Annotated in this window: 16 protein-coding genes; 4 read left to right on the forward strand and 12 right to left on the reverse strand. The window is 73.2% G+C overall.

Annotation, left to right across the window (positions count from 1 at the left end):
* The first annotated feature begins 45 nt into the window (after positions 1-45).
* The 4 genes from ACIBQ6_RS17260 to ACIBQ6_RS17275 are packed head-to-tail and all read left to right on the forward strand — an operon-like array spanning position 46 to position 3,314.
* The gene (locus ACIBQ6_RS17260) at positions 46-507 is read left to right on the forward strand and encodes an RDD family protein (RefSeq protein WP_358294195.1); all 462 of its coding nucleotides are present in this window, start codon (positions 46-48) and stop codon (positions 505-507) included.
* Complete coding sequence (locus ACIBQ6_RS17265) at positions 504-1,700, forward strand: MFS transporter (protein WP_397212915.1); 1,197 nt, start codon at positions 504-506, stop codon at positions 1,698-1,700. The genes ACIBQ6_RS17260 and ACIBQ6_RS17265 overlap by 4 nt, the downstream gene beginning before the upstream one ends.
* Before the next feature lie 49 nt (positions 1,701-1,749).
* A complete protein-coding gene (locus tag ACIBQ6_RS17270; protein WP_397212917.1) occupies positions 1,750-2,376 on the forward strand; it encodes a TetR/AcrR family transcriptional regulator in 627 nt (208 codons plus the stop codon).
* Positions 2,373-3,314 (forward strand): hypothetical protein, encoded by a 942-nt coding sequence (locus tag ACIBQ6_RS17275; RefSeq protein WP_397212919.1) that lies wholly within the window; start codon positions 2,373-2,375, stop codon positions 3,312-3,314. Before ACIBQ6_RS17270 ends, ACIBQ6_RS17275 begins: the two co-directional genes overlap by 4 nt.
* Here the strand turns inward: ACIBQ6_RS17275 and ACIBQ6_RS17280 are convergent.
* The 12 genes from ACIBQ6_RS17280 to sucB form a co-directional block, all read right to left on the reverse strand.
* Complete coding sequence (locus tag ACIBQ6_RS17280) at positions 3,295-4,059, reverse strand: class I SAM-dependent methyltransferase (protein WP_358294188.1); 765 nt, start codon at positions 4,057-4,059, stop codon at positions 3,295-3,297. The genes ACIBQ6_RS17275 and ACIBQ6_RS17280 overlap by 20 nt on opposite strands.
* The gene (locus ACIBQ6_RS17285; RefSeq protein WP_352323051.1) at positions 4,059-4,739 is read right to left on the reverse strand and encodes a DUF4191 domain-containing protein; all 681 of its coding nucleotides are present in this window, start codon (positions 4,737-4,739) and stop codon (positions 4,059-4,061) included. Before ACIBQ6_RS17285 ends, ACIBQ6_RS17280 begins: the two co-directional genes overlap by 1 nt.
* 57 nt (positions 4,740-4,796) lie before the next feature.
* Entirely contained in the window at positions 4,797-7,151 is a 2,355-nt protein-coding gene (locus ACIBQ6_RS17290; protein ID WP_397212921.1) for a glycoside hydrolase family 3 C-terminal domain-containing protein, read from the reverse strand.
* 67 nt (positions 7,152-7,218) lie between these two features.
* Positions 7,219-8,010 (reverse strand): alpha/beta fold hydrolase, encoded by a 792-nt coding sequence (locus tag ACIBQ6_RS17295; RefSeq protein WP_397212923.1) that lies wholly within the window; start codon positions 8,008-8,010, stop codon positions 7,219-7,221.
* Positions 8,007-8,390, reverse strand: a complete 384-nt coding sequence (locus tag ACIBQ6_RS17300) for a VOC family protein (protein ID WP_352353397.1) — start codon at positions 8,388-8,390, stop codon at positions 8,007-8,009. The genes ACIBQ6_RS17295 and ACIBQ6_RS17300 overlap by 4 nt, the downstream gene beginning before the upstream one ends.
* 96 nt (positions 8,391-8,486) lie before the next feature.
* Entirely contained in the window at positions 8,487-9,473 is a 987-nt protein-coding gene (locus tag ACIBQ6_RS17305) for a helix-turn-helix domain-containing protein (protein WP_397212925.1), read from the reverse strand.
* Between the two features lie 93 nt (positions 9,474-9,566).
* Positions 9,567-10,496: a lipoyl synthase gene (lipA, locus tag ACIBQ6_RS17310; RefSeq protein WP_397212927.1), complete on the reverse strand. Its 930-nt coding sequence runs from the start codon at positions 10,494-10,496 to the stop codon at positions 9,567-9,569.
* A 42-nt stretch (positions 10,497-10,538) separates the two neighbouring features.
* Complete coding sequence (locus tag ACIBQ6_RS17315; protein ID WP_397212929.1) at positions 10,539-11,522, reverse strand: hypothetical protein; 984 nt, start codon at positions 11,520-11,522, stop codon at positions 10,539-10,541.
* A 56-nt stretch (positions 11,523-11,578) separates the two neighbouring features.
* Positions 11,579-12,271, reverse strand: a complete 693-nt coding sequence (lipB, locus tag ACIBQ6_RS17320) for a lipoyl(octanoyl) transferase LipB (RefSeq protein ID WP_358294179.1) — start codon at positions 12,269-12,271, stop codon at positions 11,579-11,581.
* Between the two features lie 37 nt (positions 12,272-12,308).
* Positions 12,309-13,046 carry a peptidase E gene (locus tag ACIBQ6_RS17325; RefSeq protein WP_358294177.1) on the reverse strand — a complete coding sequence of 246 codons (738 nt, stop codon included), beginning with the start codon at positions 13,044-13,046 and terminating at the stop codon, positions 12,309-12,311.
* 36 nt (positions 13,047-13,082) lie between these two features.
* Positions 13,083-13,976, reverse strand: a complete 894-nt coding sequence (locus ACIBQ6_RS17330; protein ID WP_397212931.1) for a TIGR01777 family oxidoreductase — start codon at positions 13,974-13,976, stop codon at positions 13,083-13,085.
* Positions 13,977-14,040: 64 nt separating this feature from the next.
* The gene (gene sucB, locus ACIBQ6_RS17335; protein ID WP_397162258.1) at positions 14,041-15,504 is read right to left on the reverse strand and encodes a 2-oxoglutarate dehydrogenase, E2 component, dihydrolipoamide succinyltransferase; all 1,464 of its coding nucleotides are present in this window, start codon (positions 15,502-15,504) and stop codon (positions 14,041-14,043) included.
* Positions 15,505-15,509 lie beyond the last annotated feature (5 nt).

Raw genomic sequence — 15,509 nt, forward strand, 5'->3', positions numbered from 1 at the left:
GGGTCACGATGCCGACCGCCCCGGGGGCCGGATACCGTTGACGGCATGAGCAGCAACGAGCCTCGGTGGACGCAGACCTGGCTGGGCGGCATCCGGTCCGCCGGGATCGACCTCGGGTACCCGGGTGAGCGCCTCGGGCTGCCCGAGGAGGGCAGCGGATCGGTCGCCGGGTGGGGGCGCAGGATCGCCGCGCTCGTGATCGACTGGATGATCTGCACCTGGGTCGTCGTGCAGCTGCTGCTCAGGATGAACCCGGCCGAGTCCCCGTGGGCGCCCGTGCTGGTGTTCGCGCTCCAGTACCTGCTGCTCGTCGGCTTCATGGGCCAGACGTTCGGCCACCGGCTGGCCGGCGTCCGCGTCGCCGCCATGGACGGCGGCGCCCCGCGCCTGCTGCCCGTGCTGGTGCGCACCGTCCTGCTCGGCCTGGCCCTGCCGGCCCTGATCTGGGACCGTGACCACCGCGGGGTGCACGACCGGGTGTCCAACACCATGGTCGTCCGGATGTGACGACCCGCCGGGCCGGGACGGGCCGGTGGTTCGGCCCGCTCATGGTGGCGGCGGTGTGCGTGCAGGCGGCGACGTTCGCGGCCCGTCCGATGGTCAGCTACCGGGCCATCGAGATCGGCGCGGGCAACCTCGGCATCGGGCTCATCACCGCCGGGTTCTCGGTGCTCCCGCTCTTCGCGGCCGTCCCCGTCGGGCGCTGGGTGGACGCCTCCGGCGAGCGCGGCGCGGCCCTGCTGGGCGCCGCGCTGATCACCGGCAGCGCCCTGGCCCTGGCCGTGGCCCGCTCGTTGTGGGCGCTGGTGCTGCTCAACGCGCTGTTCGGGCTCGGGCACCTGCTGTCCGTCGTCGCCCAGCAGGCCGTCATCGCCAACCGGGTGGCCGCCGGGGGCCACGACCGCGCCTACGCGCGCTTCACCGTGTTCACCTCGCTCGGCCAGCTCGCCGGGCCGTCCGCCGCGGCCCTCGTGGCGGGCGGCACGCTCGTCACGAGCGGCGACGCGGGCGGTGCGGCCGGCGTCGGGCCCGCCCTCGTCGTGGCGGCCGGGTTCGGGCTGGTGGCGGGGCTGGCGAGCCTGTGGACCGACGGGCCGGGCCCGGCGCGCGGGCGGGCCGCCGTCCGGCGTTTCCCGCTGCGCGGCACGCTCGGCCAGGAGGGCATGTGGCAGGCCCTGGTCACGAGCCTGGCCACGGTGTCCACGATCGACCTGGTGCTGGCGTACCTGCCGGCCTGGGGACAGAGCCGTGGCGCCGGGGTGGTGGCGGTCGGCGCGCTGCTGGCGCTGCGGGCCGCCACCACCATGGCGAGCAGGCTCGCCATGGAACGCCTGGTCCTGCGGTACGGCCGCCGCGCCGTCCTGGTGACCAGCACCGTCGCCGCCGCGGTCACCGTCGCCGCGCTGCCGCTGTGCGGTACGGCCGCCGCGGTGCCGGTGGTCGCGCTGATGGGCTTCGCGCTGGGGCTGGGCCAGCCGCTGACGTTGTCCTGGGTGGCCGGTCGCGCGCGGGCCGGCGAGCGCGGCACGGCGCTCGCGCTGCGCCTGACCGGCAACCGGCTGGGTCAGGTGCTGGTGCCCGCCGTGGCGGGCGTGGTGGCGGGGGCGACCGGCGTGCTCGGCGTCTTCGCGCTGAGCGCCGCCATGCTCGCCGCCACCGCCGGTCTGGCCGCCCGCGCGCCGATGAGCACCGCGGATTAGAAAACCGTACCGGGTTTGTTTTCCTACCCGGTACGGTTATCGTGGAGCCATGATGGCGGGACTCAGGGAGCGCAAGAAGGAGCAGACGCGGCGGCGCATCGCGGAGACGGCTCTGCGCCTGTTCGCCGAGCGCGGCTACGACGCGGTGACGGTCAACGAGATCGCCGAGGCGGCCGGGGTCGCGAAGGTCACGCTGTTCGCGTACTTCCCCAGCAAGGAGTGCCTGGCCCTCGACGGCGTCACGGAGGACACGGCCGCGATCGTGGCGGGCCGGGCGCCGGGCGTCTCGCCGCTCGGCGCGCTGCGCGAGCACTACCGGACGATGGCCGCCCAGGGGGCGCGGGACGTGGACGTGGAGGGGCTGCTGACCCGCGTCCGGGTGATCGCGGCCACCCCGGCGCTGCTGGCGGCCGTCCAGCAGGCCCACGCGGGGGAGCGGCACGCGCTGGCCGCGGCGCTGGCCGAGGCCATGGGCGCGCCCGCGGGCGGCCTGACCGCCCAGCTCATGGCGGCCCAGATCACCGCCACGATCACCACGCTGCAGGAGACGTTCTTCCACCGGCTCGCGTCCGGGGGCGCGCTGGAGGAGGCGGGCCGGCTGCTGGCGGACGACGTCGAGACGGCCTTCGATCTCCTCGAAAACGGCTTTCCATCCATAAAAGGGGAAAAACAGTGAAAAAAGGGATTAACTATGACACTGGGTTTCTGAACGGCCCGCAGCTCAGCCGCCGGACCCTCGATCCCGACGTCGTCGCCCGCGAGATGCGGGTGATCGCCGACGAGCTCCACTGCACGGCCGTCCGCGTCTCCGGCGGCGATCCCGACCGGCTCTCCGTCGCGGCCGAGCGGGCCGCGGCGGCCGGTCTGGAGGTGTGGTTCGCGCCCTTCCCCGTGGACGCCACCCCCGAGCAGGCCGTCGCCCTCTACGCCGACTGCGCCGCCCGCGCCGAGTCCCTGCGCCGCACCGGCGCCGAGGTGGTGCTGGTCGCCGGGTGCGAGACCAGCGCGTTCTGCCACGGCTTCATCCCCGGCGCCACGTACGGCGAGCGCCTGCAGGCCATGACGACGGCCGACCTCGCCTGGTGGCAGACGACGGCCGCCGACGTCGCGCCCCGCTTCAACGCCTTCCTGGCCGAGGCGGCCGCGGCGGTCAGGGCCCGGTTCGGAGGCCGGCTCACGTACGCGTCGGGCCCCTGGGAGTTCGTCGACTGGACGCCCTTCGACATCGTCGGCGTCGACGCCTACCGCGCCGCCTACAACGCCGCCGACTTCCCCGCGGAGGTGCGCGCCCACTTCGCCCACGGCAAGCCGGTGGCCGCCACCGAGTTCGGCACCTGCGCCTACAAGGGCGCGGGGGAGCGGGGCGGCTCGGCGTACCTGGTGCCCGAGGGGGCCGTGCCCGACGAGGGCGAGCAGGTCCGCTACCTGGCGGAGTTGCTCGACGTCTTCGAGGCCGAGGGCCTGGCGGCCGCGTTCTGGTTCACCTTCGCCGCCTACAACCGGCGCGGCGCCGACGATCTCGGCTCCTACGGCGTGGTCAGGATGCTCGACGAGACCCGCTGGGAGCCCAAGGAGGTCTTCGCGGCGCTGGCGGCTAGGTATTCGCGCAGGTGAAGATGGCCGTGCCGGGAATGTGTCGGCCGCGCAGCGGGCTCCAGCCGCCCCACGCCCGCTCGTGCCCCTGGGGCCACTCCGGCTCCAGCAGGCCGGTGAGGGTCAGCCCGGAGGCGGCCAGCAGGCCGATCCAGTCGCCCATCGTGCGGTGGTGCTCGACGTAGGAGGGGGTGCCGTCGTCGTCCCGCTCGACGTAGGGCGAGCGGTCGAAGTAGGAGCGGTCGGAGGTGAGCCCGCGCGGGCCGGGATCGTCGGGGAAGGCCCACCGGATCGGGTGGCTCACCGAGAACACGAACCGGCCGCCCGGCCGCAGCACCCTGCGCACCTCGCGGAAGACCGCCAGCGGGTCGGCCACGAACGGCAGCGCCCCGTACGCCGAGCACGCCAGGTCGAAGGCGCCGGACGCGTACGGCAGCGACTCGGCGTCGGCCTGCGCCACGGGCACGCGCAGGCCGGTGTCGAGGTCGATGCGCTGGGAGTGGCGCAACTGCCGGTGGGAGATGTCGAAGGCGGCCACCCGGGCCCCCTGCGTCACCAGCCACCGCGCGCACTGCGCCGCGCCGCAGCCGATCTCCAGCACCCGCCGGCCGCGCACCTCGCCCAGGAGGCGCGCCTCGGCCTCGTCGACGCCCTCGGGGCACCAGACGAACCCGGTGTCCCCCAGGAAGCCGCCGTGCTCGACCTGGTAGTCGTCGGCGTTGCCGTCCCACCAGTGGCGGTTGGCCCGCGAGGAGACCGACAGCACTAGCGCATCTTCGGGCCGCGCGGCATGCGGGCCCCCTTGGGCATCGGGCCCTTGGGCATCGGCAGGTTCTTCGGCAGCGAGCGCAGCCGGTCCTTGACCTCGTTGACCGAGGGCTTCTTCAGGTTGCGCGGCAGCTTCATGATGTGCCGCTGGAGCTTGGCGATCGGCACCTGGCCCTCGCCGTCGCCGCACTGGATGTCGTAGATCTCGACGCCCAGCACCACGCGCGCGACCCGCTTCTTCTCGGCCGCGAGCATCTTGGCCACCCGGTTGCCCGGCCCCTCGGAGACCAGCACGACCCCCGGGAAGCCGACGACGAGGTGGACCAGGTCCTGGTCACGGTTGACCGCGATGGCCGGGGTGACCTGCCAGTTGCCCCGCATGCCCTGCAGGACCGCGGCGGCGGCGCCGGTCTGGCCGTGCAGGATCGAGTACTGGGCCTTCTGGGCGAGCTGGCCGAAGACGACCAGCCCGACGGTGAGCGCGGCCAGGACGCCGATGAACACCGAATACCACAGGTAGTCCGTGACCAGGCCGATCACGACGACCACAGCCAGCGTGCCCACCGCCGAGAGGAAGACGATCGGCATCCCCTTGGGATTGGCCTGCTTGATGATCTGCGCGATCATGCGGAGCTGCTTGATGCGCCCCGGCTTCTCTGGATCCTCGGACTTTGCCATGCTCAGAAGGATACAAACCAACTGGTGCACTATGGAAAACGCGACCGGCCTTTGTCGCTAGATCTTCACCGTGATCGACAGCCTCGGGTCCGCGACGTGGTGCGACGCCTGGACCGTGTACTCGCCCTCGACCGTGCGCCAGCCGTCCTCCCACACCTGGAAGGCGCTGTCGGGCAGGAAGACGGTCGTGATCACGGTCTCTCCCGGCCCGGCCTCGACCACGTCGAACCCGGCCAGGCGGCGGTCGGCGCCCCGGCAGAGGTAGATCTGCACGACCTCGCGGCCGAAGCGGTCGCCGGTGTTGGTCAGCGCGACGGTCACGGTAGCGCCCTCGGCGGCGACGGAGTCGTAGCTCCACGTCGTGTAGCCGAGGCCGTGGCCGAACCAGAAGGCCGGAACCCGCCCCGACCGCTCCCAGGCCCGGTACCCGATGGACGCGCCTTCGTCGTAGGCCACAGCGCCGTCCACGGGGGTGACGTCCGTGACGGGGGCGTCCGCGAGCGTGGCGGGCCAGGTGGTGGGCAGGCGGCCGCCGGGCTCGGCGTGGCCCGACAGCACGTCGGCCAGCGCTGACCCGGCCTCCTGCCCGGGGAACCAGGTCAGCAGCACCGCCGCGACCTCGTCCGCCCACGGCATCTCCACCGGCGAGCCCGCGTTGACCACGACCACCGTGCGCGGGTTGGCCGCGGCCACGGCGCGGATCAGCTCGTCCTGGCGGCCGGGGAGCGCCAGGGTCTCGCGGTCGAAGCCCTCGCTCTCGACCTCCGGCGTGGTCGAGGCCACGACCACCGCCACGTCGCTGTCCGCCGCCACCCGCACGGCCTCGGCGATCAGCTCGTCCGCCCCCGGCGCCGGGTCGGCGTGGCCCAGCGTGTACGCCACGAACGCCATGCCCCCGAAGGCCCCCGCCGGATGCGTCACGCTCAGCTCGTACGACTCGCCCGCGGCCATCTCGACGGCGAAACGCCGCTCCGGCGGCGACAGGAACGCGGCCGCCGGATCGCCCCCTTCCGGCTCGATCGTCGTGTCGAGGACGGTCTCGCCGTTCACCGTGACGGTGAAGGCGCCCACGCCCGCCACCGACAGCTCGTGCCGGCCCGACGTGCCCGGCGTGTACGCCGCCCGCAGCCGCACCGCCCCGAGCCGCTCGCCGTCCACGTCCGGCGGCAGCTGGCCGACCCACCGCGCCTCGGCGGCCGCCAGCGGATGCTCGGCCAGCAGGCCGCCGCCCGCGTCGAGGAACTGCGCCACGACCGGGCAGGCCAGCGGCGCCAGGCGGATCCGCGGGTCGGTCCCGACGGCGTGCCGGACCTCGACGCCCTCCAGCGCGCTCAGCCCGGCCAGCGGCGAGACGATCCGGTCGGGGAAGACCTGGGCGCTGCCACCGCCCATGACCCGGGCCTCGCCGGCCGCCGAGCCGATGAGCGCGAGCGTGCGCACGTCCCGCAGCGGCAGCACGCCGTCGTTGGTGAGCAGGGTGAACCCGCGCGCGGCCACCTCGCGGGCCAGCGCGAGTCCGTCGATGGGGCCGTCGATGACGCCGGGGGCGGGCCGCTCGCCGCCGCCGAGCGCGCCCGTGCGCCGGGCCAGCCGCAGGACGCGCCGGACCTTGTCGTCGACCACCGACTCGGGCACCCGCCCCTCCCGGACGGCGGCCTCCAGCTTGTCCCCCCACGGGCCGAACGGGCCGGGCATGGCCACGTCGGTGCCGCCGAGGGCGGCGGCCTCGGTGCTGCGCACGGCCGTCCAGTCGGACACGACGAGCCCGTCGAACCCCCACTCGTCCTTCAGCACGCCGTTGACCAGGGCGGAGTGCTCGGTCATGGTGGTGCCGTTCACGGCGTTGTAGGCCGTCATCAGCCCCCACGCGCCGGCCCGCACCACCCGCTCGAACGGCCGCAGATACACCTCGCGCAGCGTCTTCTCGTCGACCCGCACGTCCACGGTGAAGCGGTCGGTCTCGAAGTCGTTGGCCACGAAGTGCTTGGGCGTGGTGGCCACGCCGCCCTCCTGCACGCCCTCGACGTAGGCCGCGCCGATCTCGCCGGTCAGGTACGGATCCTCCGAGAAGCACTCGAAGTGCCGGCCGCCGAGCGGGGAGCGGTGCAGGTTGATCGTGGGCGCGAGCAGCACGTGCACGCCCTTGCGCCGGGCCTCCTGGGCCAGCAGCGCGCCGGCCCGCCGGACGAGCTCCACGTCCCAGGTGGCCGCGAGCGCGGTCGGGCTGGGCAGCGCGATCGACGGGTCGGCGGAGGTCCACTGCTCGCCGCGGACGCCGATCGGGCCGTCGCTCATCACGAGCCGGTCGAGCCCGATCTCGGGGATCGGCGGAAGGGACCACATGCCGGCCCCGGTGAGCAGGCGGATCTTGGTGGGGAGGTCGAGCCGGGCGATCAGTTCGTCGAGTTCCACGGCATCAGTGTTCACCAGAAAACCGAGTACTCGATAGGTTTGTGACCTTTACGTTACGCAAAGCCTGTCACCGGGCGAAGAACTCCAGCAACTCCGGCACCAGCGCCTCCGACGTCACGGCGTGGGCCTGCTCCTCCAGCACCCGATGCCGCGCCCCCGGCACGCCCGCCGCGACCGCCAGCGCCGCGCCCGCCATCCACCGGGGGCTCCGCTCCCCGCTCAGCACCAGCAACGGCTGTGCGATCGCGGCCAGCGTGGCGGCCGGCAGCCGGTTGCCCGGCCCGAGGACGGCGGCCTCGTAGGCCAGCGTGCGGGCCACGTCCTTGAGGTGCGCCCACGACGCGTCGGCCCGCATCGCGGCCACGGCCTCGACCGGCACCTCGGCCGCCTCCACCATGAACCGCTCGACCGCCTCCTCCCAGCGGCCCGCGTCCACCAGCGCGTCGAGCTGCGCGGCGAAGTCGTCCGGCAGCGGGGGAGCGTCGTCGTCCACGTGGTACGGCGGCTCCCACACCGCCACCCTCGTGATGCCGAGGCCCCGGGCGGCGGCCTCCAGCACGAGCGCCGCGCCGGACGAGCCCCCGAACACCATGGCCGTCCCGCCCGCCGCCCCGATCACCGCCGCGAGGTCCTCGATCTCCCGCTCGACCGCGTACGGCCGGGTGTCGCCGCTGCCGCCCCGGCCCCTGCGGTCGTAGTTGACGACCGTGAACCAGGGCGCCAGCGCGGCGGCCACGCCCGCCAGCGTGGGGTGCGCCCGGTCGCCGAACGCGCCGTTGACCAGCACGACCGCGGGCCCGGAGCCGTAGCTGTCGTAGGCCAGCACGGTGCCGTCCGCCGAGGTGGCGTGGCCGTTCACGCGGGCTGGACCAGGCAGAGGGCCTCCCAGTGGTGCCCGTCGAGGTCGGCGAAGCCGCGCTGGTAGCGGAACCCGGCCTCCTGCGGCACGCCGGCCGGGGTGGCGCCGAGCGCGAGCGCCTTGTCCACCAGCTCGTCCACCTGGGCCGGGTTCTCCATGCCGAGCACCAGGATGGCCTCGGTGCTGGTGGTGGCGTCGGCGATCTCCTTGGTGACGTACGTGGAGAACGTCGGCTCGGTGAGCAGCATCACCTGGGTCTGCTCGTTGACGAGCATCGAGGCCATGCCCTCGGCCATGCCGTACATCGTGAAGCCGAGCTCGGTGAAGAACTTCTGCGACCGGTCCAGGTCCTTGACCGGAAGGTTGAGGAAGAGCTGCATGTCGTGCTCCTAGGCATCTGAGGTGTTCTGGAACACCTTCAGTCTGCTCCGCACGACCCCGCGCGTCTTGGATCCCCGTGCCAGGACGGTTGACGATCAGCGCACGGGGTGGGCCCGCCGGAACTCGGCCGGCGGCAGCCCGTACGCCCGCTTGAACAGCCTGCTGAAGTGCGCCGAGTCGGGCAGCCCCCACCGCGCCCCGACCTCGCCGACCGGCAGGTGCCGGGCGCCCAGCAGGTCGCCGCGGCAGCGCTCCAGCCGCCGGTGCCTGATCCAGGCGGCCACCGTCGTGTTCTCGGACTCGAACAGCCGGTGCAGGTAACGCACCGAGACGTGGTGCGCCTCGGCCACCATCGCCGGATCGAGGTCGGACCAGCCCAGACGCTGGTCGATGAAGGCGCGCACGCGCAGCAGCAGGGCGCGGCGGCGGGCGTCCTCGGGCACCGCGGCGGCCTGCTCGGCCCGCTCGGCCAGGGCCGTGGTGACCAGGTCCATCACCACCGTCGCCAGCCTGGCCGCGCTGGCCGGGGTGTAGTCGTCGTAGTCCTCGGTGACCCGGCGCAGCAGCGGCACGGCCAGCGCGCCGGCGCCCTCGCGCGCCGAGACGGGCACCGCGGTCAGCCGGGCCACGTCGTCGTACGGCAGCGGCAGCAGCTCGTGCGGGAAGCTGAACACCGCCAGTTGCACGGCCGAGTCGTAGGCCACCTCGTAGGGGCGGGTGAAGTCGTAGATGGCGAACTCGCCCTTGTCCAGGCGGATCTCGCGGCTGTCCTGGCGCAGCACCGGGTTGCCCGAGACGGCCAGCACGGCCCGGTAGAGCTCGGGGTTGTCGCGGTGGATCAGCTTCGCCGTGCGGTGGACGCTGTGCGGCGTGGACGTGCGCACCCGGCCCACGCCCACGGGGCCCAACTGCCCCAGCTCGATCTCGCCCCGCAGCGGCGCGCCGGAATCGATGCGCAGGTCGAGCGGCCCGAGCGTGTCGCAGACGATGCCGCGCCAGGCGTCGTGACGGCTGCGCGCGGGCAGGTCGCTGGTGCGGATCACGGTCGCCATGGCCTCGCCCTCCCTCGGCAGCCCTGCCATGCTAGGGACGCGAAAAGCCCCGGGCAACGGCCCGGGGCTCCGCTCAAGCAGGATCAAGCAAGATCAAGCAGGATCAAACGGGATCGGCCTGGATCAGGTGGTCTGGCGGGCCGCGATGGCCTGCTGGTAGAGCCTGCCCGCGCGGTACGACGAGCGCACCAGCGGCCCCGACAGCACCCCGGCGAACCCGATCGCCTCGGCCTCGGCCTGCAGCTCGACGAACTCCTCCGGCTTGACCCAGCGCTCCACCGGGTGGTGGCGCGGCGTCGGCCGCAGGTACTGGGTGATCGTCAGCAGGTCGGTGCCGGCGGCGTGCAGGTCGCGCATCGCCTCGACGATCTCTTCGCGGGTTTCGCCCATGCCCAGGATCAGGTTGGACTTGGTGACCAGCCCGGCCTCGCGGGCCGTCGTGATCACCCCGAGCGAACGCTCGTAGCGGAAGGCGGGGCGGATGCGCTTGAAGATGCGCGGCACCGTCTCGACGTTGTGGGCGAACACCTCGGGCTTGCTGGAGAAGACCTCCTCCAGCTGGTCGCGGTTGCCGTTGAAGTCGGGCACCAGCAGCTCGACGCCGCACCCGGGCAGCAGGGAGTGGATCTGCCGGGCGGTCTCGGCGTAGAGCCAGGCGCCGCCGTCGGGCAGGTCGTCGCGGGCCACGCCGGTCACGGTCGCGTAGCGCAGGCCCATCTGCTGGACGGACTCGGCGACCCGGCGGGGTTCGTCGCGGTCGTATTCCTTGGGCTTGCCCGTGTCGATCTGGCAGAAGTCGCACCGGCGGGTGCACTGGTCGCCGCCGATGAGGAAGGTCGCCTCGCGGTCTTCCCAGCACTCGTAGATGTTGGGACAGCCCGCCTCTTCACAGACCGTGTGCAGGCCCTCCCGGCGCACGAGCGATTTCAGCTCGGTGTATTCGGGGCCCGTCCTCAGCTTGGTCTTGATCCACGGGGGCTTGCGCTCGATAGGGGTCTCGGCGTTGCGCACCTCCAGGCGGAGGAGCTTTCGGCCATCAGGAGCAACGGTCACCCGTCCAGCTTACGTCCGCCGCAGAACCGGACCGGTCGAGGGTCAGGTGATGAGCCCGAAGCCGCGGATCGCCCTGGTGTAGTGGCGCAGCAGCTCCTCGTCGATCAGCGCGGACCCGGCGGTGTCCAGCAGCTCCGAGTGCGGCGCCGAGGTCAGCACGCCGTCGTCGGTGAGCCGGTGGCGGGCCAGCGCGCCCTGCCTGATGGCCGTGACGCTCTCGCCGCGCAGCGCCGCGGCCTGGATGGGCGCCAGGTAGCCGCCGGCGGCCAGGCCGCGCAGCTCGTCCAGCTCGGCCTCGGACACGACCCGCCGGGCGATCGCCTCCCGCCGCTGCTCGGCACGGGGCCGTCCGGCGCGGGCCAGCGCCGTCAGCGCGTACTCCGCCAGCAGCACCGGGCCGCCCAGCACCCGCCCGATCAGCCGGCCGAAGAACCCCGCCGCCTCGTACGTCGTGCCGGGCTGGTCGATCGCGCCCAGTGACGAAGCGGCGATCTTCGCCTGGGCCTCCTCCCTGATCTTCAGCGGAGGGCTCGGCCCGAGCAGCGCGTCGTGCCAGGCGGCCAGCGTGAACAGGGCGCCGTCCACGATCAGCTCCTCGGCGGCGGGGGTGCGCGCGTACGCGGTGGCCAGCAGCGCCACCCGCTGCCGCGGCGTCAGGGCCAGCCACAACGGCAGCCCGATGACCAGCACCGGCGTGCGCGGCACGCCCACATGGTCATAGACGGTCTCGGTGGCCAGGTCCAGGACCGCGACCTTGCGCGGCCTCTTGACGCGGGCCCGGTCGGCCACGCGGCCGGCCAGCGAGTACAGCTCGCCGGCAGCGGCGCGGTCGAGCACCTCGGCGTCGGCCGGCAGGCGGGGAAGACGGGGCCGCAGCGCCCATCCCACGGCCAGGCTCACGCCGCCGACCAGCCACGCCACGAGGGAGTCGAGGTGCGCCAGCACGGCCCACGCGCCCAGCGCGAGGAAGGCCAGCGTGAGCAGGTGAACCAGGAGCGCGAGAACGAGAGCGGCGGAACGCTTCACACGGCGATGTTAAGCCGGAAAGATCCAGATTCAACCGCTGTTCGATGCCGATTCGGTCACCTGCGCAGCAGATCCTCCTCGTGCAGGTCGAACGGCTCCCTGCCGAGGGCGTCGGCCAGCCGCTTCTCGGCGATCGGGATGACCTCCTCGACCACGATCCGGCGGCCGGTCTCGGCCGACAGCGAGGAGACCCCCGCGTCGGGCAGCCCGCACGGCGTGATCCGGTTGAACCACCGGGGGTCGTTGGCGCAGTTGAGCGCGAACCCGTGCATCGTCACGCCGCGCGCGACGCGGATGCCGACCGCGCCGAGCTGCCGGTCGGGCAGCCCCAGGGCGACGTCACCGGCCGCCCACACGCCAGGACGCCCCGGCACCCGCCGGCCGGTGACGCCGAAGTCGGCGCACACCTGGATCATCGTCTCCTCAAGGGCGCAGACGTAACGGGTCACGTCGGCGACGGCGACGATGGGGTAGGCGACGAGCTGACCGGGGCCGTGCCAGGTGACCCGGCCGCCCCGGTCGGCGTCGACGACGGGGGTGCCGTCGGAGGGGCGGTCGCCGGGCAGGGTGCGCCTGCCCGCGGTGTAGACGGGGGCGTGCTCCAGGATCAGGACCGCGTCGCCCAGCTCGCCGGCGACCCGCTTGCCGTGCATCCAGCGCTGCAACGACCAGGCTTGCTCGTAGGGGACGTCCACACCAAGGCGGACGACGGCCAGCGCGTGGGGATCGTCCCCGTGGATGGGGCGCATGAGCCTATTGTGCCGTTCCCTCACCCGGTCCGGGTAATCAGGGGGTCAACAGGCGTGGCTCGATCCTGAACTCCTTGACGCCGTTGGCGCCGTCGTACTCCAGCCGGTACGCGTAGGCCCGCGGGTCGACGGTGACCGCCTGGATGAACTCGGTGCCCACGTAGTGCAGGGCGACGCCCTCGTCGGCGGCGTACCCGCCGGGCAGCTCGCCGGAGGCGACCGACTCCTGCAGCAGCGGGCGGCGCTGCGGCTCGGCGTTGTAGTGGACCCCGCACGAGTACGGCAGCAGCGCGAGCCCGTCGGCCCACGGGCGCAGCGCCGGGCCGAAGGAGTCGGTGTTGCCGCCCACGTGCCAGCACAGGGCGCCCGCGCTCTGCCCGGACAGCACCACGCCGGCCCGCCAGGCCTCCTCGAAGACCTCGTCGAGGCCGTGCAGCCGCCACAACGCCATCAGGTTGGCCACGCTGCCACCGCTGACGTAGATCATGTCCTGTTCGAGCGCCCAGGCCCGCGCGTCCTCCACGTTGGGCATGGGGAAGACGGTCAGGTGGCTCAGCTCGACGTCCCAGCCGGAGAAGGCGCCGTACATCTTCAGCAGCCAGTCGGAGGAGTCGCCGACGGCGGTGGCGACCAGGCCGAGCTTGGGGCGGTCCTGGCCGGTCAGGTCGAGGCCGTACCGCAGCAACCCGCTCGCCTCGATGAAGTTGTGACGCTCGCTCGGGCGGAACGATCCGCCCCCGATGGCCAGAATGTGCGACTGCCCGGACCTGCTCATGTCGGATCTCCCGCGTGCTGAAGGACGAACGGCACCCTACAGTACGGCGCGCAGCGCCTCGTCGAGACGGGTATGCGTGAAGCCGTAGCCGCTGTCAAGCAGTTTCCGCGGGATCATGCGATGGCTCGGCAGCAGCCCCGCGCGGGCGAATTCGCCCACCCCGATGGACAGGGCGAACGCCGGTACGGGCATGGGGACTGTGCCTTTACGCAGGCATTTACCCAGAGTCCGGGTGAATTCTTCGTTGGTGACCGGAGAAGGGGACCCGAGATTGACCGGACCCTCAATATCCCGATTTTTCAGGATATGTAGTGCGGCGGCCACCCAATCGTCCAAGGAGATCCACGACCAGTACTGCCGGCCCGTCCCCAGCGGCGCGCCCAGCCCCATGCGGAAGATCGGCAACATGCGCCCGAGCGCCCCGCCGTGCCGGCTCAGCACCATCGCCGTCCGCAGCCGCGCGACCCGGCAGCCGGCCTCGGCGGCCCGCTCGGCCTCCCGCTCCCAGCGCTCGCACAGCTCGGCCAGGAACCCCTGGCCCTTGCCCTGGCTCTCGTCGATCTCCCGGCTGCCCGTGTCGCCGTAGAAGTCGACCCCGGAGGCCGACAGCAGCACCTCGGGCGGCTTGCCGAGCGCGCGCAGGGCGTCGACCAGCAGCCGGGTGCCCTCGACGCGGCTGCGCACCAGCTCGCGCTTGTAGTCCGCGGTCCAGCGCCGGTCGCCGACCGAGGCCCCGGCCAGGTGCACCACGGCTTCGGCCCCTTCGAGCGCGGCCCGGTCGATCACCCCCGCCGAGGGGTCCCACAAGGCCTCTCCCGGCCCTGCGGGCTCCCGCCGGACCAGGCGGACGACCTCCCGCCCCTGGTCGCGCAGCGCCCCGACCAGCGCCGTACCGATCAGGCCCGACGCCCCGGTCACGATGATCGCCATGGCCCCACAGTACGCCAAAGGCCGGGCGGCCCCCGAAGGAGCCACCCGGCCTCATGAGCGATGACTACGCGAGCCCGAGCTGGGCCTCGAAGCGGCCCTCCTCCAGGCGACGCTTGATCGTCGTCAGGAAGCGGGCGGCGTCGGCGCCGTCGACCAGGCGGTGGTCGTAGGTCAGCGCCAGGTAGACCATCGAACGCACCGCGATGACCTCGCCCTCGGGCGTGTCGAGCACGACGGGCCGCTTGACGACCGCGCCGGTGCCGAGCATGCCCACCTGCGGCTGGTTGAGGATCGGCGTGTCGAACAGCGCGCCACGGCTGCCGGTGTTGGTCAGCGTGAACGTGCCGCCGGTGACCTCGTCGGGCGTCACCTGGTTGTTGCGGGTGCGCTCGGCCAGGTCGGTGACCTTGCGGGCGAGGCCGGCCAGGTTGAGGTCGCCGGCGTTCTTGACGACCGCCGCGAGCAGGCCGCGCTCGGTGTCGACCGCGACGCCCAGGTTCTCCACGTCGAAGTACGTGACCTCGTTGGTCTCGTTGTTGATCGTGGCGTTGAGCTTGGGGTGCTGCTTGAGCGCCTCGACGGTGGCCATCGCGAAGAACGGGGTGAAGGTCAGCTTCACGCCCTCGCGGCGGAAGAAGTCGTCCTTCGCCCGCGCCCGGAGCTGGGCGATCTTCGTGACGTCGACCTCGACGACCGACGTGAGCTGCGCCGCGGTCTGCAGCGACTCGACCATGCGCTTGGCGATGGTCTGACGCAGCCGCGTCATCTTCTCCGTGCGGCCGCGCAGCGTGGTGTCCACCTCGACCGGCTCGGGCGCCGCGGCGACCGGGGCCTGGGCGGCGGCGGGGGCCGGCGCGGCGGCGGCCGGCTGGGCGGCCGGAGCCGCGGCGGGGGCGGCGGCCTGCGCGCGCTGGGACTTGGCGGCCTCCAGCACGTCCTGCTTGCGGATGCGGCCGCCGACGCCGGTGCCGTTGATCGAGTCGAGGTCGACGCCGTGCTCGTTGGCGAGCTTGCGCACCAGCGGCGTCACGTAGGGGCTGTCGCCCGAGGACGGCAGCGGCGTGGGCTCGGCGGGCTGCTGCGGAGCCGGGGCCTGCGGGGCCGGGGCCGGAGCGGCCTGCGGGGCCGGGGCCTGCGGGGCCGGAGCCGGAGCGGCCTGCTGGGGAGCGGGCTGGGCCGGGGCCGGCTGCGGGATGGAGGAGGCCGGGGGAGCCGGGGCGGGCTCCGGCTCCGGCTCGGGCTCGGGCTCAGGCGCGGCCTGCGGGGCCGGGGCGGCGGCGCCCGGCTGGGCGTTCTCGTCGATGATGGCGAGCTCGGCGCCGACCTCGACCGTCTCGTCCTCAGCCACGACGATCTTGGTGAGGACACCCGCGGAAGGCGACGGGATCTCGGTGTCGACCTTGTCGGTCGAGACCTCGAGGAGCGGCTCGTCGGCCTCGACGCGCTCGCCCTCCTTCTTCAGCCAACGGGTTACCGTGCCCTCGGTCACGCTCTCGCCGAGCTGGGGCATCTGTACGGAGACCGGCATCGTTA

The organism is Nonomuraea sp. NPDC049655, assembly GCF_044465465.1.
Lineage (GTDB): Bacteria > Actinomycetota > Actinomycetes > Streptosporangiales > Streptosporangiaceae > Nonomuraea.